Source organism: Salmonella sp. NW645 (assembly GCF_051703725.1).
In the GTDB taxonomy this organism is placed as follows: domain Bacteria; phylum Pseudomonadota; class Gammaproteobacteria; order Enterobacterales; family Enterobacteriaceae; genus Salmonella; species Salmonella enterica.
Window position 1 is genome coordinate 80,463 of sequence record NZ_JAMMKR010000004.1, and the last position, 20,107, is coordinate 100,569.

24 protein-coding genes are annotated in these 20,107 nt (G+C 44.7%); 1 reads left to right on the forward strand and 23 read right to left on the reverse strand.

Annotation, left to right across the window (positions count from 1 at the left end; genetic code table 11):
* The 23 genes from ssaN to spiC form a co-directional block, all read right to left on the reverse strand.
* The gene (ssaN, locus tag NA389_RS09910) at window positions 1-1,302 is read right to left on the reverse strand and encodes a SctN family type III secretion system ATPase SsaN (RefSeq protein WP_000787216.1); all 1,302 of its coding nucleotides are present in this window, start codon (window positions 1,300-1,302) and stop codon (window positions 1-3) included.
* Window positions 1,292-3,337, reverse strand: coding sequence for an SPI-2 type III secretion system apparatus protein SsaV (ssaV, locus tag NA389_RS09915; RefSeq protein WP_001258220.1), 2,046 nt, complete (start codon window positions 3,335-3,337; stop codon window positions 1,292-1,294). The genes ssaN and ssaV overlap by 11 nt, the downstream gene beginning before the upstream one ends.
* Window positions 3,322-3,690, reverse strand: coding sequence for an SPI-2 type III secretion system apparatus protein SsaM (gene ssaM, locus NA389_RS09920; RefSeq protein ID WP_000383700.1), 369 nt, complete (start codon window positions 3,688-3,690; stop codon window positions 3,322-3,324). The genes ssaV and ssaM overlap by 16 nt, the downstream gene beginning before the upstream one ends.
* A gap of 57 nt (window positions 3,691-3,747) precedes the next feature.
* The gene (ssaL, locus tag NA389_RS09925; RefSeq protein WP_000238886.1) at window positions 3,748-4,764 is read right to left on the reverse strand and encodes an SPI-2 type III secretion system apparatus protein SsaL; all 1,017 of its coding nucleotides are present in this window, start codon (window positions 4,762-4,764) and stop codon (window positions 3,748-3,750) included.
* Window positions 4,730-5,404, reverse strand: coding sequence for an SPI-2 type III secretion system apparatus protein SsaK (ssaK, locus tag NA389_RS09930; protein ID WP_000011207.1), 675 nt, complete (start codon window positions 5,402-5,404; stop codon window positions 4,730-4,732). Before ssaK ends, ssaL begins: the two co-directional genes overlap by 35 nt.
* On the reverse strand, window positions 5,401-5,949 hold the full coding sequence (locus NA389_RS09935; protein WP_001531605.1) for a type III secretion system domain-containing protein: 549 nt from the start codon (window positions 5,947-5,949) through the stop codon (window positions 5,401-5,403). The genes ssaK and NA389_RS09935 overlap by 4 nt, the downstream gene beginning before the upstream one ends.
* A 17-nt stretch (window positions 5,950-5,966) precedes the next feature.
* Window positions 5,967-6,716 (reverse strand): SPI-2 type III secretion system apparatus lipoprotein SsaJ, encoded by a 750-nt coding sequence (ssaJ, locus tag NA389_RS09940; RefSeq protein WP_000868146.1) that lies wholly within the window; start codon window positions 6,714-6,716, stop codon window positions 5,967-5,969.
* Window positions 6,713-6,961, reverse strand: a complete 249-nt coding sequence (gene ssaI, locus NA389_RS09945) for a SctI family type III secretion system inner rod subunit SsaI (RefSeq protein ID WP_023194623.1) — start codon at window positions 6,959-6,961, stop codon at window positions 6,713-6,715. The genes ssaJ and ssaI overlap by 4 nt, the downstream gene beginning before the upstream one ends.
* An 11-nt stretch (window positions 6,962-6,972) precedes the next feature.
* Complete coding sequence (locus tag NA389_RS09950; RefSeq protein WP_000444713.1) at window positions 6,973-7,263, reverse strand: EscG/YscG/SsaH family type III secretion system needle protein co-chaperone; 291 nt, start codon at window positions 7,261-7,263, stop codon at window positions 6,973-6,975.
* Window positions 7,241-7,456, reverse strand: coding sequence for a type III secretion system needle filament protein SsaG (gene ssaG / locus NA389_RS09955; RefSeq protein ID WP_000350226.1), 216 nt, complete (start codon window positions 7,454-7,456; stop codon window positions 7,241-7,243). The genes NA389_RS09950 and ssaG overlap by 23 nt, the downstream gene beginning before the upstream one ends.
* Before the next feature lie 93 nt (window positions 7,457-7,549).
* On the reverse strand, window positions 7,550-8,239 hold the full coding sequence (sseG, locus tag NA389_RS09960; RefSeq protein WP_000805852.1) for a pathogenicity island 2 effector protein SseG: 690 nt from the start codon (window positions 8,237-8,239) through the stop codon (window positions 7,550-7,552).
* Complete coding sequence (gene sseF / locus NA389_RS09965; protein WP_000690712.1) at window positions 8,236-9,018, reverse strand: type III secretion systems effector SseF; 783 nt, start codon at window positions 9,016-9,018, stop codon at window positions 8,236-8,238. The genes sseG and sseF overlap by 4 nt, the downstream gene beginning before the upstream one ends.
* A gap of 15 nt (window positions 9,019-9,033) precedes the next feature.
* Window positions 9,034-9,468, reverse strand: coding sequence for a SycD/LcrH family type III secretion system chaperone SscB (gene sscB, locus NA389_RS09970; RefSeq protein ID WP_000979963.1), 435 nt, complete (start codon window positions 9,466-9,468; stop codon window positions 9,034-9,036).
* 51 nt (window positions 9,469-9,519) lie between these two features.
* Entirely contained in the window at window positions 9,520-9,936 is a 417-nt protein-coding gene (gene sseE, locus NA389_RS09975; RefSeq protein ID WP_000249602.1) for an LcrR family type III secretion system chaperone SseE, read from the reverse strand.
* Window positions 9,937-9,938: 2 nt separating this feature from the next.
* Window positions 9,939-10,526 carry an SPI-2 type III secretion system translocon protein SseD gene (gene sseD / locus NA389_RS09980; protein ID WP_000388319.1) on the reverse strand — a complete coding sequence of 196 codons (588 nt, stop codon included), beginning with the start codon at window positions 10,524-10,526 and terminating at the stop codon, window positions 9,939-9,941.
* 15 nt (window positions 10,527-10,541) lie between these two features.
* The gene (gene sseC / locus NA389_RS09985) at window positions 10,542-11,996 is read right to left on the reverse strand and encodes an SPI-2 type III secretion system translocon protein SseC (protein WP_001079767.1); all 1,455 of its coding nucleotides are present in this window, start codon (window positions 11,994-11,996) and stop codon (window positions 10,542-10,544) included.
* A 2-nt stretch (window positions 11,997-11,998) separates the two neighbouring features.
* Window positions 11,999-12,472: a SycD/LcrH family type III secretion system chaperone SscA gene (gene sscA, locus NA389_RS09990; protein WP_000711021.1), complete on the reverse strand. Its 474-nt coding sequence runs from the start codon at window positions 12,470-12,472 to the stop codon at window positions 11,999-12,001.
* Window positions 12,469-13,059 carry an SPI-2 type III secretion system translocon protein SseB gene (gene sseB / locus NA389_RS09995; RefSeq protein WP_000094428.1) on the reverse strand — a complete coding sequence of 197 codons (591 nt, stop codon included), beginning with the start codon at window positions 13,057-13,059 and terminating at the stop codon, window positions 12,469-12,471. The genes sscA and sseB overlap by 4 nt, the downstream gene beginning before the upstream one ends.
* A gap of 6 nt (window positions 13,060-13,065) precedes the next feature.
* Window positions 13,066-13,392, reverse strand: coding sequence for an SPI-2 type III secretion system chaperone SseA (sseA, locus tag NA389_RS10000; RefSeq protein ID WP_079917111.1), 327 nt, complete (start codon window positions 13,390-13,392; stop codon window positions 13,066-13,068).
* A gap of 202 nt (window positions 13,393-13,594) precedes the next feature.
* Complete coding sequence (gene ssaE, locus NA389_RS10005) at window positions 13,595-13,837, reverse strand: YscE family type III secretion system co-chaperone SsaE (RefSeq protein ID WP_000210202.1); 243 nt, start codon at window positions 13,835-13,837, stop codon at window positions 13,595-13,597.
* Between the two features lie 7 nt (window positions 13,838-13,844).
* A complete protein-coding gene (gene ssaD / locus NA389_RS10010) occupies window positions 13,845-15,056 on the reverse strand; it encodes a SctD family type III secretion system inner membrane ring subunit SsaD (RefSeq protein WP_000323795.1) in 1,212 nt (403 codons plus the stop codon).
* On the reverse strand, window positions 15,037-16,530 hold the full coding sequence (gene spiA / locus NA389_RS10015; protein ID WP_000261289.1) for an SPI-2 type III secretion system protein SpiA: 1,494 nt from the start codon (window positions 16,528-16,530) through the stop codon (window positions 15,037-15,039). Before spiA ends, ssaD begins: the two co-directional genes overlap by 20 nt.
* A 1-nt stretch (window position 16,531) precedes the next feature.
* Window positions 16,532-16,933, reverse strand: a complete 402-nt coding sequence (gene spiC, locus NA389_RS10020; RefSeq protein ID WP_001562740.1) for an SPI-2 type III secretion system protein SpiC — start codon at window positions 16,931-16,933, stop codon at window positions 16,532-16,534.
* 400 nt (window positions 16,934-17,333) lie between these two features.
* Between spiC and NA389_RS10025 the strand changes: the two genes are divergently transcribed.
* Complete coding sequence (locus NA389_RS10025) at window positions 17,334-20,096, forward strand: two component system sensor kinase (protein ID WP_001050750.1); 2,763 nt, start codon at window positions 17,334-17,336, stop codon at window positions 20,094-20,096.
* Window positions 20,097-20,107: the final 11 nt, after the last annotated feature.

Genomic DNA, 20,107 nt, shown 5'->3' on the forward strand with positions numbered 1-20,107 from the left:
TCACTCGGTGAGTATTTGGTGTAATTTTTCTATGAGTAGCTCGGGTCCGCATACTTCATCCTTACTTTGTCGCAAAAATGTGCAAATATCCGGATAGGTATCAATGGCTTTGTCAGTATCTGTATCAACTCCTCGCTGGTATTCCCCAATGCGTATTAACAGTTCAACCTCCTGGTAAAGCGCCAGGCGCCGTCGCAATATAGCCGCCAGTTGACGATGCTCATGGCTGGTAACGACTGGAAAAACGCGGCTGAGCGTTGCCAACACGTCAATGGCAGGATAATGCCCCCTCTCTGCAAGCCGTCGGGATAGCACAATATGTCCATCAAGCAGTGAACGGACTTCATCCGCCAACGGCTCATTCATATCATCGCCTTCCACCAGTACCGTATAAAATGCGGTAATACTGCCTTTTTCCCCCATTCCTGTACGTTCTAAAAGTCGTGGCAATGCACTAAATACGCCTGGCGGATATTCCCCAGAAACCGCGGTCTCTCCGGCGGCCAGAGCGATTTCCCGTGCGGCCCTGGCATAACGCGTCAGTGAGTCGGCAAGCAAGACGACTCGCTTTCCATTATCGCGAAAAAATTCTGCTATCGTGGTGGCCACAAACAGCGCCCTCACGCGCTCTAAGGCGGGTCTGTCAGAGGTTGCGACAACAATGACACAACGTTTTCGGGTCTCTTCAGACAGTGTAAAATCGATGAATTCGCGGACTTCTCGTCCACGCTCACCAATTAACACCAGAACATTACTGTCTGCGTCTGGAGCATTACACAGCATCGCCAGAAGCGTGCTTTTCCCCACGCCAGGAGCAGAAAAAATACCCACTCGTTGCCCTTCGCCACAGGTCGCAACGCTATCAATAGCGCGAATCCCCGTCATTAATGGTTGAGTAATAGGCTGTCGAACCATTGCGGGAGGAGGCATTGCATCATAGTCTTTCCAGCAGACGTCGGGCAGTTCGCGGCCATCAAGGGGACGACCAAAGCCATCAATGACTCGCCCTAATAACGCTTCGCCCACGGGAACCTGATGGCGTCGCCTTAAGGCCATCACTTGCTGCCCGCAGTGAAGTCCGATAGTACTCGTAAAAGGAGATAGCAAAGCTTTGCTGCCATTAATCCCCACGACTTCAGCAAGTTCTTCTCCAGGCTTTATACAGCACAACTCTCCCATAAATACCCCAGGCAACCACGCATTTAACAACGTTGCGCTGACATCCTGAATTCGGCCCCATCGACAATAACCATCGGGGGGCGGATATTTCAGCCTCAGACGTTGCATCAATTCATTCTTCATCGTCCGCCAACTCCTCTTCGCTAAGGTCAATACTTTCTACTACTTGTATAAGGCTCTCCTCTCCTAATTCCTGCCATGACAAAATCGGTACGTCGAACAAGGTGGCTTCTGTAATTTTTCGCAAGAAACGTCGGGTGTCGACAGAAGTGACAATGAATAATTTGGCTGACTGCTTCAGCGCCTGCTCGATAAGTTGCAGGATCTGCGTCTTATGACGAGACGACAGCGCAGTATAGGTCCCCATTGCCGTCTGGCGAATGGATTCACGCACGAGGTTCTCAATACCTTCGCCGATCCGCAAAATCGGCAGCGGTTTTCCTTCCGGATTAAGACGACGCAGAATATGACGGCGAAGCGCGATACGGACATATTCTGTCAACATCAGGACATCTTTTTCACGTGGTGCCCAGTCAATTAAGGTGCCGAAAATAAGACGTAAATCTCTAATAGAAACCCGCTCTGATACAAGCCGCTGCAGAGTTTCAGCGATTTTATTAATGGGTAACTGGCGCTGAAGTTCTTTCACCAGCTCAGAGTAGTTTTTTTCCATCGCATTCATTAGATAACGCGTTTCCTGAACACCAATAAACTCTCCCATATGCCGAAGCAGGACACATTTTAATAAGGCAGAGATACGTTGGCTGCCCGCGAAAACGTCCAGTCCAAAACCTTGCGCCTTATGGGCCATATCTTTTGTAAGCCAACAGATCTGCCCCATCCCGTTCGGTAACGTCTGGCTATCACCCACCACACTGGCGTCCGCGCCTATCAATAAATAATCCGCCTGGGCGGGAATAGATAAACTAAATACGGGTTCCTGATATAGCAGTACCGTCAATTTTTCGGTGGGTTCAGGCAAAACCTCAATATTCACCTCAGGGAGAGGGACGCCGGTATCCTCAAATAAAAACCATCTCATGGCGTCAATATCACGAATCAGGTCGGCAGAATGTAACGTCGGGGTAAGACGTAAGATTAGAGGACATGCGCCGGGAACCATACTATCTTTTTCCGGCGCTTCGACGCCATTTGCGGAAACCACAGACTTTTTGCGACGAATGAGGATAATTGGCAATGCTAACAACGCTGAAAAGAAAGCGAGAGTGATAAAAGGAAAGCCAGGAATTAAGGCGAGGAGCATTAAAACCACAGCGGTTAATATTAGCGACTGAGGTTGTCTGGCAATTTGAGAACTCAACTCTGTCGCCAGGTTCTGGCGTTTCTCACCCGGAACACGGGTGACAATAATTCCCGCGCTAAGGGAAATCAGCAGCGATGGAATTTGCCCACATAAACCATCTCCGATTGACAGTACGCTATAAGTGTGAACAGCCTCACTCATCGACATATCATATTGTACGATAGCGATAATAATACCGCCGATAATGTTCACCAGAACAACAATAATACCGGCAATCGTATCGCCTTTAACAAATTTCATCGCACCGTCCATCGCACCGAGAAAACGACTTTCCTGCTGGACGTGTTGCCTTAATGTACGGGCATGGTCTGCATCGATAACTCCGGCACGCAAATCGCCATCGATACTCATTTGTTTGCCTGGCATCCCATCAAGCGAGAAACGTGCGCTAACTTCCGCCACCCTCTCGATACCTTTTGTAATGACAATAAATTGCACGATAGTAATGATGGTAAATACGACCAACCCAACGGTGAGATTTCCTCCTACGACAAACTTACCGAAAGCATCCACAATATTACCGGCATTATGTTGTAACAGTACCAGCCGTGATGTGCTGATTGTGAGTGACAAACGATATAATGTAGTAATAAGTAATAAAGACGGAAATACCGATAAATCGAGAGGGTCACTAAGATAAATAGCAATTAAGAGCAGGATCACTGAAAACATAAGGTTGATAGTAATCAGGATATCAACCATCCAGGTCGGTAAAGGTAACAGCATCATCACAATAGCGATTAATAACACCGTCGCCAGAACCATATCCTGCCGACCCGCGCATACACTGAGCCACTGTTGCGCCCTGATTCCCTCACCTAACCATGAACGCATTGCGACTCCAGAAATTTTATTTGTCGATGATGTAATCGTAACCAGAGCTCGGCGGAGCTGGAAAGAGGAGGAGAACAACTCATTGCAAGCCCATCGCGCAACAAAAATAATCGTTGAGGAATACCCTGGAACGCTGCAGGTTTCCAGTGAGTTAAGGCTTTAAAAAGCAGATCTTCGTCTAAGAAGGTTTGCTTGAGTATCTGACATAAGTGAATACGACCGTTATGATAGTTTAGATAGGTTTCATATTGTCCTTGCCGCCAGAACATATTGGTTGCTAAAGGCCGTTCAGCTAATCCTGCTAATTGAATAAAAAGCTGAATATTACGTTCAGTAATGAGATCCCAATCCATCCTGCCGCCTCATGATGAGCCAGAACGCCAATTTACCTAAATATTGAAAGCCAGGTATCAGAATAAAACCTGATTTACCTTTACTTCACGAAGCGTTTCGAGAATTTGTTCACGTTGATCTTCGTCGTTAAAACAGTTATCGGGTATCAGCATAAACTGCGCATCAAGTTGTTGGAGTAGCCGATTGAACATCTTCGATGAAGAAACTATAGCGGTAAGTCTATCAAGCAACCAATCACTGAAAAGCCAGCGCTCACAAATGATATCGAGTAGTAGCGGCAGTAATGTATTAGGCGGCAACTGGCAAATCCACTCCTCACGCTGGCACTCTTTTTCAAGGCCAAGGAATAACAACAAACGACGCAAGCGTACTAATGCTGCGGCCAAACGACTTTGCTCCGAGGGTTCGATGCATATGCTAAGTTCAAAGGCTATCGCTCTTAGCAAAATACGGACCCGTTCACAGCGATCCGGCCAGTCTGCCACGCGTCTGAACCACTGCGATAAGGGCATTTCATCGTTGTCTATCGCCTGTTGCATAAAACGCTTCAGCGAGGACAGCGTAGCGGTATCCACTTCGCCAAGTTCCAGTAAACTAAAAACGGCAAGTTCCCATCCCTCCTCCGCTGTAAGCGTATCCAGTTGCGATTGCAAATCGCGTTTTTTCTTTTTTGACAACCCGCCGGCAGTAAGCGCCATTGCAAGAGCGATAATTTGATACGCATTCTGTAAATCAGGATCACTATTCTCTTCGGTAAGCGGACGCAACGTTGCCCCATTATCCTCCTGTATTTGTTTTATCAAACGCAGCAAAGCCTGTTGTCTGCGCTCCAGTTTCTCAGCATCAGTGAATTTATAACTTTCGCGCAGTTTACCACTCAGCGCCATTCCTATTTCTTCCATCGTCTCATAGAGCGCTGCCCCCGTCGTTTCCTGTAACTCCTGGAGAGCTAACATTGAAGGCGAAATAACCTCTTGTTCCTCTATAACCTGGCCAGGGGTAAATGCTGTAGGGGGCGTCATTTTTATCTCATTAATTTTAATATTCATCGCTACCTCTTTTATCTTCACCATTACGTAACCATTTCAGTAACGCGTTGAAATGACGAGAAAGTGAAAATTCAACGGCATATCGTGTTGAGGAAAGTTCAGCCTGATCGGGAGAGAAACCAGACTCGATAATCAACGTAAACCGCTTGCCAAAAGTTTCACGCATCAATGCCTCTTTTTCAGGATGAATACGCAAATAAAGCGCTCCCTCTTCCGCCATAGCCGTAGCCTGGCGTGCCAGACGATGGCACATAACACTGTCTACCGACTGTTGGTCGAACCAGGCCAACAGAACCTGTTCTATACTATTTTTAATATGATGCTCTGCTTGATCGACCAATGAACGAAATTGATTTTCATCGTCTTGTAAATGTTTTACATGCTGTTCCAGCCATTCCACTTCCATTTTTTCCAGCGTATTTTTACGCAACCACGCTAGTTCTTGTTGCTGCTCAACTTTCTGTTCACGCTGATAACGATAGGCGTCTCGGATGATTTTTTCAGCCTTACGGTAAGCGGAGCTCACAATAGCATGTGAAACTCTCTTAGCTTGTTGCTCTTGTGCAAATAAAGTTAATTGTAATGTTATCCACTGTGACTCAATAATATTTCGAGCGGGTAGCTTATGGTTAATTTCCGTCAGTGGAAGTGAAGTGAAACTCATAGCAAATGCTCCATGAAGATAATCTCGGTAAGAGAAGTCTTCGGCCAAAGTATACGCTGCGGAGGGGGTAATAATACTAATAGCGCATGTAAAACCGCATCGTCATGCGCTTCCCGATTAAGAATGGCGGTACCGATCTGCAATGCAGTTTGTTGCATCACTTGCGGAGGAAGTAATTTGCCATCTCTTTGCCCCAACCAACCATATAGCTGCCAGATCTCATCCTCGCTAAACCACTGTAGAAGCAATTGCCGATACTCTGGTAGCATAAAATAGTCACTGCACCTGAGTTTGAATAATCCCAGCCCAAAGGCAAATGCCGATATACGCGGCGCAAGACGAACCTGCCGTTTTTGCCTGTCATTTAAACAGGCTGGAATAACAGAGCTTCCCCTTAGTCTATTTAACGCTCTGTCAAGAAGACGATCCAACTCGGGCCGATCGCCATAACGCCAGCAGTTTGAAGGATGAAAACCCAGCTTATCAAGCCATTCCGGTACAGCGTAACGAGCAGGTTGCCAGAAATAACGATAAAGTTGCAACACCTCGGGATCAGGTCGGCTCAAAAACGGCGTCTCAGGCAAAAATAGCCGATCAGGATGCCCACTCCTATTAACAGTCCTGTCAACGATAACATCAACTGATAAGGGTATTTCATCAACCACTTCTCCACCTTCCCTTTATTGGCGTTGATCACGTCCATAATCCAGAATGTTTGTTTCACGGGTACATCAGGTACCATTCTGAATTCAGCAGGCTGCATCAAGATACTAATCTTACTGTATTGCAACCCAGGAATTGACATTTCTATTAAATCTTTAATTTTTACCCGAAAGGCCTCCATATTGACCTGAGGTGAATATTTTATAAATACGGCAACTGAGCTCGGAGAAGCGTTACTCCCCTCATCATAAGTCGGTAGCGCAATTGTCACTTTTGCATTAATTACGCCCTCCATCTGACTCAGCATTCCTTCAATTCTTTGTTCTTTTAAAAAATTAATCTTCTGCTGTTCTTCCTGGGGTGATACCACTAACTGATTAGCCGGAAACATCTTATCCGCCGTTGTAAACTGCCGATGCGGATAACCGTTAAGTCTAAGTAGCTCAACCGCATTAATAAACTGCGACTGCTCGACACGTAAGGTTACACCATCCTCTTCCTGTTTTTTTTCCGCATCAATATGATGCTGCATAAGTAATGCCAGCATTTGATTCGCCTCATCTTCTGGCAATGAGCGATAAAGATCCACATCACATGCCGTAAGAAAGAACGTAAGGACAGTAAGAAATACTATACGCTGAACCTTCATGTCATGCTATCCAGCTTATTAAGCGCTTGCGATGCTGCGCCTGATATTCTGGCAAGATAATCGACGCCTACCGTTAACTGCATATAATCCATTTGACTGGTCAACATAACCTGCGGTAATAAAGCACTGGCGTTACTGGTGGATGCATCATCTTTCAGCAATTGTTCAAAAAAATTAATTTGCTCCTGGCTCGGTTCTGCAGAGGACTTTACATAAGATTGAGTGCTTACAGGCACTACGCTCATATCAGAAATATTCAATTTTCAAACCCCTCATTTGGTGCAGGAAATAACAGACGCAGCGCCATAGCCTCTGGCAAATCAATATCCGATAAAATTTTCGCGGCTTTTAGCGGCTCATTTAAACCCGCCAACAATAATGCCAGACATACCAACTGTAATTTTTTATCCGGAACAATAACCGTTAGCGCTGGTAACATCGCATGTACCTGGGAAATCAGGCTATGGTTAACGCCCGCAAACATGATTTCCAGCAGCAACCGTCGAACATCGTCGCTAATAACTTCAGATTTTAGCAATGATTCCACTAAGCATATCCTTGATCATTTTGATCAGTGAACTTTCGTAATTAATAAATGTAGAATACTGCTGTAAGGCAAATTGCGCTTTAATCATCGATTCTGGGTTGAGCAAATCATTACCATTCATTTTGTCATTAATGGCCTGGCCTGCCTGGTGCGCCATGTGGGAGAGCATATCCACTAATTGTGCAATATCCATAATGCTTTTCCTTAAAATAAATACATCGTAAGGATACTGGCAACATAGCAAAATTTAGAAATCAATGAACATCCGGTATATACCTGAAAACGATTACTCCGGCGCACGTTGTTCTGGCGTCACTTGGGCCAGCAAACGATATAATGGGCTGCTGACCTGCATACCGGTCATTGCCATCCCATCCATACCGAAGCGAGTAAAACTCATTAGTCCATAGGTAATATCATTAAGACGCTCTAATAAATGAGGCTGTAGTCCCAAACTACCACTCCAGTATGAATGCGTCATTACCGTCGCGGTTAAGGCTAATCTACCTCCCAGGGAGACAGCTTTAGCAATCGCCATACTTTTGCGTTGATTGACAAAACAATTAGCAATACAAAAAACGGCATTGCCTATACTGTCGTGAGCCATAGGCAAATGATGTTTATGATGGTAGATAAGACAGGCGACATCCGCAATGGCAATAGCAAGGCCAATTCCCGCCAGGGCTAAGAGCGGTGCGCCTCCACCACTTAGCACTGTTAATGCTATTCCAGCGGAACAGCATAAAATCTGTCCGCCCAAAATGACCGTTTGCCAACTAAAAATTTCTTTTGGAAAACACTCTATCGCTCGTTTCGCAAGTCCGGCCAATACCCGCTCTTTTCCTTGTTGAGGTCCTATTCTACCACTCTCTATATTGGTTTCCGGATGTGGCAATGAGGGACATGGAGGTGATTCCTCAGGCGCGTAAACAGGACGTTGCCCTCCTACCTGAGCATTTGGGCTAACAGGTTTCATGGTTCTCCCCGAGATGTATGACCAGAACTGTCCATTAATGCAGGTGTAGTAGCAGATTGACAGAGCGCTGCCATTTGTTCTGCCAATAACACACTGGGATCGGCATGAAGTTCATCAACAGAATTTTCCTGATCGTCGCCAGAGCGGCGGGCAAGGCAATAATCCAGTACCGCACCTATCGCCGTCAGGCTAACGGAGGTAATTACACTCCCCATGTCCAAAGAGGCCGCAATATTTTCAGCGGCGGGCAGTGGAAACTGTAGGGGTAAAACCAACATAGAAATAGCGATTCCTGAACGTATTAATAAAGAAAGACAATTAGCAAGGGTGTTAGCGCAGTTAAGACTTGCCCCACATTTTAAGGCCAGCGCACTGACCACAAGAGCAACGCTATCACTGGCGGTTTGTAACGGCTCCTTTTGCTGACATATCAATTGATAATTATGATACGCACAGCAAGCATCCCCAATAGCAATCACGAGCGCCGCCCCCGCAAGAATAGCAATGGGTAATCCTGCCCCACCAGAAATTACCGCTGCAGCAACCGATAACCCAAACACGACTGTCGCACCCAGCGCACGAATAGTGTATTGCATAAAATGTATCGCATAATCCCTCTGCTGCCTTATTTGTTCAGGCGTAAGCAGCACTGGGGCTGCGGGGGTACCTGGGGCTGGAATTTCAGGGGGAGGAAACGATACCTCCTTCGCTTGTATATCGGAAGGAGGACTATTACCATCGACTATATTACTTGCCGCTGACGGAATATGAATTTTCATATTTCGTTCTGTTATTTAAGCAATAAGAGTATCAACCATTATTTGCGCATTCTGGCGAATCTCACTCCATGAGGCATCCGCATAACTCATCTTGATTGCGGTTTGAAAAGCCTCTCTCGCCAACCCGGGTTCCCCCATCATTTTGAGACAGACGCCCGTTTGGTAAACCGGTTCTGGATGGCTGGCATCCAGCATCAAGGCATGTCCATAGAAATTAATGGCCGTCGTGTATTCTTTAAGCATCATCCAGGTGCCAGCCAATGCAATATGGGCACGCCAACTCCATGGCTGGGCCATCACCAGCCAGCTAAAATCGATTACGGCGCGCGAATAATCCCCCTCCTGCCATGAGGCGTAACCACTGGCATAAACGGTTTCCGGATCAACGGATAATAGCTGTTTCAGAATGTCTTCGGGTATTTTATTTTTCTGATCTTCTTTCATCATCATACCTATTGATTGTTATTTTCACGTGATAATGATTTACGTCAGGAAGGTCATTTAAAAACGTCGCTGGATAAGATGCTCGGCGGATAAAACTGTCCAGTTATCGCCATCAAGCTGTGTAAAGGTCGCTCCCATTACTGTCAGGATGCGCAATAATTTCCTGCGTAGCAGGGCTTTTTTTTCATCCAGAACGTCGGTGATTATCAACATCTTTAAACATGTTAACTGCGGGTGATGCACAAATATCCCGCGTAAAAGTCCCAGTAAGTGAAACAATTGCTGTGGTCGAGGTTGCCCGGGCGTCAGGCGCCTGAACTCACAAATAATCATTTCTTTTGCCTCAATACGATAGATCACCAGGTAAGGCGATAATATAAACTGTTGCCCAAGTAATATGGCGGTCTCCCCTAAATATGCAGGCTCAGTAAACACCTGATGCCGACGCAACCATTGCTCTATTTCTTGCACCATATTTACCTCGTTAATGCCCGGAGTATTTCAGCAAGAACCGAGACCAGTGACGACCCCACACCGATGATTTGCTGCATAATTTCAGCCGCTTTCTCCATAATATCCATCAGGGATTTATTATAAGATTGGGCCCCATTTTGTTGCAGGTCGGCAATCGCTTTATCTTGATCACTTTGACGTTGCGCTACACCAGCCCCCAGGCCCATGACGCCCCCAGCTGTGTGGCCTACGGCTTGACCCGCTATAAGACCGGTTTCCCCGCCTACAGCCCCTAATCCTATCGTCAGCACTCCCGACAATATTGCGCCACCCGCAGTAATCATTGATGCTTTAAACGCTTGATCAATTGTTTTCATTTGCGTCTGTAAAACATTGACTTGCAGTTCCCAGCCCAGCCGTTGTTTTACTACGTTATAGCTGCGCATGATATCGCGCAACTTTTTGGCAAGCTCCATTAGCTTCGTCCAGATATCATCAAATAACAGAAGCATTGATTCAGTACCCATTCCCTCCCCGGAGGGAGCTTGACTGGAAGAAGGCGTTAACAAGGAAGGCGCTGGTAATACCAGTGCTACGTTACTCGCTTCCATATTTTTATCCTCAGATTAAGCGCGACAGCCAGCTATTCTCGCCTGAACGCTACTATAGTGATCAATGGTATCTAATACATCTCTAAGCGCGGCACCGCTACTCTTATAAAGCTCCTCTAAGCGTTTTTGTTCTATCTTTTTTTGGTCTTCCGTTTGTTGCATTATGAAATCCAGAAATCGTTGCTGAGTTATTAATTGCTCTATTTTCTTTTCGAGCTTCGCTTTTTCTGTGTTAACCATGCCAGTATTCATCTGACTGGCACCCTCGGTTGCACATCTGATAGCCTGTAAGCCTTTAAATGAACAATCCCTCAGTAAGGCATACAGGATTTTTTGGAACATATTCCAGAGAACTTTCTTACGAAAATTTTTTAACAGAAATTTTCCCCCTTCTTGCGCATATTTTTCCAGGGCTTCTTTTGCCGCTGCTTTTGCCATGGCTTTCACCCCCTCTTTCGTAAAGCTTTTTCCCGCGCTTCGCGTCATATTATTTTCTACCTCACGAGAAAACTCGGCAGACTCCTCTGCCATCTCATTCGCCATAACCATTTCACGTTCAAGCGGCTCAAATTGTTTGAGAAAACTTTCGCTCACTTCTTCGCCAAACTTTTCAGCCAACTCCTCTATTTCTGCTTCCCCTGCACCAACCATACGCTCAACCATTTCTTCGCCTAAGCCGGAGTCAAGCACTTTTGCAGCTGCGCCAGATAAACCTCTCGTCGCCATAAAAGCACGGCCAATCTGGAAAACATCCAGTGCCAGCGCGACGGCTTCACAACCAAATTGAATCTTACTTGTCACGTCAATAATCGCCTGACAGGTATCGTGGTCAGCACCGCACATCATTGCCGTTTCGGCTCCGGCTTTAACCATTCCTGCACAACCTGCGGCTATATAAGCTACGCCGCTAGCCATTTCTGCGGGATTACCGGACAGAAAACCTTCCACAACCTTTAAGGCGCCAATCACGGTTTCAAATATGCCGGTGATCCAGTCAAAAATAGCGCCAAAAATGCCCGCTTTACGCGCTTTATCCTCCTGCTCTATCGCTTTCTGGATCTGCTCCTGATACTCCTTTACCTGCTTATCACGTAATGCATTTTGCACCTCAGTTGCCCGCTCAAGCTGTTGGCATAACGATTGAGCGTTATTACCAAAAACACTGAGTATTAATGTCGTCATCATCATTGATAAAACCGCGGGATTGGTCTGCAAAAAGTCAGGCAATGATGGACGCTTATGATTTCCGGGTACGGCATCAAGCAGTTGCTTCAACGCATTGCTTGCCTCCTGAAGACTAATTTTCCCTGACAGCAGACACGCGGCGTTGCCATCGCCAAAAGTAGAATTCACACGATGCTGGCGCTTTCCCAGCGAACCCGAGGAAACGCAACTGACATTGCTTAAGTGATGATGTGTTAAGGCGGTTACTCCTGCGGCGCTATCGCTATTACTGTGAATTCGATTCATTTTTAGCTCCTGTCAGAAAGTTGCTGTAACATCTTTTCTGCACGTAGTCGGAGGATTTGATGTTCACTGACCTCGCCGCAAATACGCACCACAGCCTTTAGCGCTTTTATTGCATAACAGACGTTATCACACGCGAGATAGCATTCCGCTGCGGCCCATGGCGCCTGCGGCGCATCAATCTTAATTTGTGCCGCGCGTCCATAGGCGTATATCGCTTCCCCCCAATGTTTTTGAGCCTGGCAGCATTCCCCTAACCGAAACCAGTAGTCAAATGACCAGGCATCATATATCGTCAGCAATTGAAAAAGTCGCGCTGCGCCGGCGAACTCTTTTACATCCATAAGCTGCATGGCATAGCGATACAGTGTATTAAGCGGCTGTGTAACATCGTCATCCAACAACATACGCAGCGAGCCGCCACGCCGGAAAAACCGCATCGTGTCATGTGCCTGTTGTAGGGTCGGGTCTTTTTTCATGAGTACGTTTTCTGCGCTATCATACTGGAAATTTCCCCCCACTTACTGATAAGCCCTGTCAGTTGGGTAAGGACAGCGTTAAGCTCCTGAGACATTTTTTGAATTGTTATCTGCCCCTGACTCATAAGATCGGTATTCCGGTTGGCGTCATTATCCAAAGCCGCTTTGATCGCCTGTAGACCACCTTTATCCAGCTTCCCATGATCGCCATATTTAGCCATATAATCATCAATGGTCATACCATCGATGAGAATACCGTGATCGCGCATGTATTTAATTACGTCATCAGGCACCTCCTCTTTGGTTTTAGCATCCCCTTTTGCTGCTTTAGCAATCACCTCATCCATCTCATTTGACTTTTCCTGGGTATTTCTGGCACGTTCAGCGTTCTTCTGGACTTCAATAAATTTATCGTTTGCAATAGCCTGAATAACCATAAGGAGAATAAGCAAAACACCATACCCTTCGGCAAACGGATTTTGCTGGGATAAGTCATCCTGCCCCCCGGTATCAGTGTTGCTAACGCCGAAACTATTTTTAAACACAATAGGGTTTTGACTTCCCCATAAGATGTTTCCTGAAGACATTATGCTTTACCTTTTTGTTTTTCCTGACGGTATCTCCACCGGGGCTTGAGCATTAAGTTGTTTCAGTCGTACTTCAAGTTGTTTAAACAAACTTACTATTTTCTTTAAATCCTTCTCGGCCTCCTGGTTAACCCCGGCAACGCCTTGTGGAAATAGGTTATGAAGAATACTCTCTGTCTCTCTGCTCTTTTTGGGGTTCTCTGCACTTTCAGCAAGCTGTTGACTCACCTTAGCCCGGATTTGGTGAAATTTTTTAAGACAGTGATTTAGCTGCATGTAACTTTGCTCTAAATCACGATATTCACTAAACGCAGCCTTTTTCTTTATCATCATTCCCCTCCATATACACGATAGATAATTAACGTGCTAACTAAGAGCCTATCCCATTAGAGCTATTTTACTTGCCATTTTGGACCTGGGCAGTGCTCAAAATCCTCACGTACTACGTGTACGCTCCGGTTTTTGCGCGCTATCCGTGTCCAGGCTGGCTGCGCCAATTAACGCCTGGTGGGATAGGCTCTAAGATATTTTTACTTTACTCTTGCTCACTCACTACAAGTGCGCTGTTATGGTAACGATAATAAATAATGTTGATGATATTTTCGGCCTGCTCGATCGCTTCAAGCAATAAGGTGTTTTGCTGATATTGCTGCGGATCCTGTAACTTACCGTTGTTCTCTTCTAACTGTTTCCGGGCAGCCCTTAATTGTAAAATTATGCCTTTGGCCTCTTCACGCGAATGAAGCAGCAAATCTTCTAACCGGGTCAGAGTTGTCATTTTCCACTCACTTAAAATCTAATGGATAGTTAATCAAAGTATCATTATGTTTAATCGTTACCACATCGGCACTCAGATGGACAATTTCTCCCCCATTGGGTAACAATGCCCCTACACGTAAACGCTCTTTATTCGTCAGTAATAAGTAATTACCATGGCGACTCTGTACAAAGCCAGCCACTGGCGCAGGCAGATACTTGCTTTCATCATGAGAAGGCGCAATATCCTGATAAATTAAAGAAAGAGCGGGGTCCTTTTTCTTTAATGCTGCTAACGTTTCTTGCAAAATGCGTTGATGAGATTCATCCAGTACACCACTGATAACAAAAGAGCGCCGCATTGGCGTAACATTGACAAGCCCCACTAAACCGTTCTCTATTATCGCAGAAATAATATCATCCCCCTGAGACTGATGAGAATGACTAATCTGCCAGTGCAATAACCCGGGAATATCTGCAAGTAATGGTTGAACCTTACGCCATTGCTGATCCATTTGTATATCATCATGAATTAACACGCTTCCCGGCCCTTCGCTGGATACTTCAGCATGCGGGTAACCCATTTTTATCAAAACATCCTGCACTTCTCGTACCAATAAGTCATCACAGATTACACCATCCCGATACATGACCCCCCATGATTCGAGAGTCGCTCTCACCTTTTGCATCTGTTCGCTTGACGAGCAATAACCGGACAACTGCAGGCTGCCATCTTCTTTCCATTGCGCCCGCACATAATGAATATTGCTTTTGTCTAATAAAAACTTAACCCGCAAAGGTAAGTCATTTACCGTTTCAGGCTGACCGCCAATACTTAACAGGACCCCCATTCCACCGATGAAAATCAAGAATACGCCAGCCAACCACCAGTACCCTGATCTGGAAACGGGTATTTGATAATCAGCAAGTTCACAATCCTGTTTACCAAACGCGATAGCCACTCCCGCAACCTGCAAAACCCCACTGGATGGTAGCGGCTTATTTGGATTAAATCTGCGGCCGTTAACTTTAACTCTGGCTTTCCCGGCATCAACAAATAAACTATCTGCCTGTTCTCTCAGAATAATTTTTTCATTTATAGTAAGCGGAATACAAATATCGCATCCTTTCTCCCCCAGTGACAGGTTACCTTCATTCAGCCATACTTCCCGGCCTTGTAAAACGTGACCTAAAAAACGTATTTTCCATGAGCTCTTTGGATTAACCATGAGATATGCCATTATTTACTACTGAGGCTTTAATCAAAAAAAGCCTGATTACACTATGTACTTGAGTCGTATCATTGCGAAACAAATGACCTACGACAGGAATATCGCCCAATAAAGGAATTTTGTTTTGCGAGTGGATTTGTTTACCTTGTTTAAATCCTCCCAGCAATAGACTTTGTCCGGCCAATAATGTGGCCTGCGAAGCAATTTCAGAATTTTGCACTTCGGGCAGCGGGTCTGTTTCGCTTTGCGTATCACTTTGTTGTCCATCCTGAATATTAAGATTAAGCATTATTTTTTGCGTGCCATTGTCATTTAACAAGCGAGGTGTAACGCGCAACAAAGAACCCGTAGTGATGGATTCAAGTTTAGCCACTTTTTCTCCCTGCAGTTTGGTATAGAAAGTAATATTCTTATCCAGCACAGCCTGGATATTATTTAAAGTCACCACAGATGGCTGGGAAAGTACATAAGCCTGAGAGCTTTTTTCCAGGGCATTCAAACGCACCATAAAGTTTGAGGTATCGCTGATTACCGTTGAAAAACCGCTAGCTCCACCGTCATTCAAACCTGTATTGAACGCAATTTTCTTGCCACCCAGCGACACTGCCGTTCCCCAGTCGATGCCTAACTGGTTAATATCGCCAGCATTAACATCGATAATTTTCACCGAAATCTCTATCATCTGCTGGCGTTGATCTAATTCTGTGATGAGTTTCCGATACCCGGCCATATTGGCCGCATAATCACGAACGATCACTGCATTCTGGCGTGGGTCGGCAGCAAACATGGGCAATGCCTGTGTAGCGGGTGAACCATTGTTCGTCGATGACGCCGGGACGCTGGTTTTACTCATCTCACGCAATACACTCACGACCCCAGGAACCACGACGGACTGATCGCGATATTGGTATTGGGTATCCATCGCAGTGGCATACTTAAGCGTATATATACTTACACTCACCGCACTGTCTTTTCGTTTGATTAACGCATTATCCAGCACTGAAGCTAATTGACTAATACGGGTCAGGCAACTGGGAACACCGCTCACCTCCACAGCGCTGGTACCGGTAATTTCTTTAACCTCGCATCCCGGTGATGAAAGGATATTCTGGCTGCGTAAGTAATGAATGAACCGCCCAGTAGATAAAATATTGAAAGTGATAACCTGATGTTTTAATAATGATGCAGGATATACATATAACATGCTGCCATCAAACCAGGTAAGCAAATCATATTGTGCTGCCAGGTTATTCAAAATATCGACCGGTGGTCCAGGCGGAATTTTTCCACTAAATGTAGCTGTTATCAATGGGCTAATAGTAATAGCCGTATCATAGTTCTCTGAGAGCAGATGTAAAACCTCTGCTAATGGCATTTGTCTGGCATAAAGGGTGAAGTCATTACCTTTCCATGATAACTCATCACTCTTTGCCGTATTGAGTATAAATAGTAAAATTAAAATTAAACGTTTATTTACTACCATTTTATACCCCACCCGAATAAAGTTTATGGTGATTGCGTATTACATTTTTTAAAATGCAAGTTAAAGCCAGGTGTTTTTCTATCTCAATAGCAATAAGCTCAGAGCTACTACTTGTGGTATAATAACCGTTTAACCATCCTCCATCCGCTGTGAGCTGTATAGCATAATCATGGACATCCGGGTGTGCTGCAAGCAGTAGTGTCACATAGGCAAGACAAGGCTTAGGTAAGCTTTCCAGGTCATTTAAGAACAAAGAAATAGAAAATGCTTCTGAGAAAATTTCTCCTCTGGCAGGATGCCCATCAATAGTCATTATCCAGGATCGGCTATTACCTTCGGCCTTGATATCCTGAATTAATGGAATGCCTTTTAAAACTGCCAGCATGAATCCCTCCTCAGACATAAATGAGAGTTTCTATCAAATTCGCTCACAACCACATCCGTAAAAAGCCTGATTCACATTTATTTCGACTATACTCTTCTTGTACAATATCAAGATGCTGTCTACATACACCTTGTGACAGGCGATTCTATCATTCGGATTTTCCGATAAATTCACAATTACACTTTCAGTATTGACATAAAAAATTACAATTTGAAAAATTATTTATTAAATAAACTGTTACGATGTTTTTACATCGCCGCTTTATTAAAAAGTAATTGTAGTCATCGACTGGGTTATATATGAAGAAATTTACCTTCCTAATGATAACACCATCGATTAATCTTCTGATGAAACTATATGTACTGCGATAGTGATCAAGTGCCAAAGATTTTGCAACAGGCAACTGAAGGAAAGCATTATGAATTTGCTCAATCTCAAGAATACGCTGCAAACATCTTTAGTAATCAGGCTAACTTTTTTATTTTTATTAACAATAATAATTATTTGGCTGCTATCTGTGCTTATTGCAGCTTATATATCAATGGTTCAGAAACGGCAGCATATAATAGAGGACTTATCTGTTCTATCCGAGATGAATATTGTACTAAGCAATCAACGATTTGAAGAGGCTGAGCGTGACGCTAAAAACTTAATGTATCAATGCTCATTAGCGACTGAGATTCATCATAACGATATTTTCCCTGAGGTGAGCCGGCATCTTTCTGTCGGTCCTTCAAATTGCACGCCGACGCTAAACGGAGAGAAGCACCGTATCTTTCTGCAGTCCTCTGATATCGATGAAAAAAGCTTTCGTCGCGATAGTTTTATTCTTAACCATAAAAATGAGATTTCGTTATTATCTACTGATAACCCTTCAGATTATTCAACTCTACAGCCTTTAACGCGAAAAAGCTTTCCTTTATACCCAACCCATGCCGGGTTTTACTGGAGTGAACCAGAATACATAAACGGCAAAGGATGGCACGCTTCCGTTGCGGTTGCCGATCAGCAAGGCGTATTTTTTGGGGTGACGGTTAAACTTCCTGATCTCATTACTAAGAGCCACCTGCCATTAGATGATAGTATTCGAGTATGGCTGGATCAAAACAACCACTTATTGCCGTTTTCATACATCCCGCAAAAAATACGTACACAGTTAGAAAATGTAACGCTGCATGATGGATGGCAGCAAATTCCCGGATTTCTGATATTACGCACAACCTTGCATGGCCCCGGATGGAGTCTGGTTACGCTGTACCCATACGGTAATCTACATAATCGCATCTTAAAAATTATCCTTCAACAAATCCCCTTTACATTAACAGCATTGGTGTTGATGACGTCGGCTTTTTGTTGGTTACTACATCGCTCACTGGCCAAACCGTTATGGCGTTTTGTCGATGTCATTAATAAAACCGCAACTGCACCGCTGAGCACACGTTTACCAGCACAACGACTGGATGAATTAGATAGTATTGCCGGTGCTTTTAACCAACTGCTTGATACTCTACAAGTCCAATACGACAATCTGGAAAACAAAGTCGCAGAGCGCACCCAGGCGCTAAATGAAGCAAAAAAACGCGCTGAGCAAGCTAACAAACGTAAAAGCATTCATCTTACGGTAATAAGTCATGAGTTACGTACTCCGATGAATGGCGTACTCGGTGCGATTGAATTATTACAAACCACCCCTTTAAACATAGAGCAGCAAGGATTAGCTGATACCGCCAGGAATTGTACACTGTCTTTGTTAGCTATTATTAATAATCTGCTGGATTTTTCACGCATCGAGTCTGGTCATTTCACATTACATATGGAAGAAACAGCGTTACTGCCGTTACTGGACCAGGCAATGCAAACCATCCAGGGGCCGGCGCAAAGCAAAAAACTGTCATTACGTACTTTTGTCGGTCAACATGTCCCTCTCTATTTTCATACCGACAGTATCCGTTTACGGCAAATTTTGGTTAATTTACTCGGGAACGCGGTAAAATTTACCGAAACCGGAGGGATACGTCTGACGGTCAAGCGTCATGAGGAACAATTAATATTTCTGGTTAGCGATAGCGGTAAAGGGATTGAAATACAGCAGCAGTCTCAAATCTTTACTGCTTTTTATCAAGCAGACACAAATTCGCAAGGTACAGGAATTGGACTGACTATTGCGTCAAGCCTGGCTAAAATGATGGGCGGTAATCTGACACTAAAAAGTGTCCCCGGGGTTGGAACCTGTGTCTCGCTAGTATTACCCTTACAAGAATACCAGCCGCCTCAACCAATTAAAGGGACACTGTCAGCGCCGTTCTGCCTGCATCGCCAACTGGCTTGCTGGGGAATACGCGGCGAGCCACCCCACCAGCAAAATGCGCTTCTCAACGCAGAGCTTTTGTATTTCCCCGGAAAACTTTACGACCTGGCGCAACAGTTAATATTGTGTACACCAAATATACCAGTAATAAATAATTTGTTACCACCCTGGCAGTTGCAGATTCTTTTGGTTGATGATGCCGATATTAATCGGGATATCATCGGCAAAATGCTTGTCAGCCTGGGCCAACACGTCACTATTGCCGCCAGTAGTAACGAGGCTCTGACTTTATCACAACAGCAGCGATTCGATTTAGTACTGATTGACATTAGAATGCCAGAAATAGATGGTATTGAATGTGTACAATTATGGCACGATGAGCCGAATAATTTAGATCCTGACTGCATGTTTGTGGCGCTATCCGCTAGCGTAGCGACAGAAGATATTCATCGTTGTAAAAAAAATGGGATTCATCATTACATTACCAAACCAGTGACGTTGGCTACCTTAGCTCGCTATATCAGTATTGCCGCAGAATATCAACTTTTGCGAAATATAGAGCTACAGGAGCAGGATCCGAGTCGCTGCTCAGCGCTACTGGCGACAGATGATATGGTCATTAATAGCAAGATTTTCCAATCACTGGACCTCTTGCTGGCTGATATTGAAAATGCCGTATCGGCTGGAAAAAAAATCGATCAGTTAATTCACACATTAAAAGGCTGTTTAGGTCAAATAGGGCAGACTGAATTGGTATGCTATGTCATAGACATTGAGAATCGCGTAAAAATGGGGAAAATCATCGCGCTGGAGGAACTAACCGACTTACGCCAGAAAATACGTATAATCTTCAAAAACTACACCATTACTTAATATTATCTTAA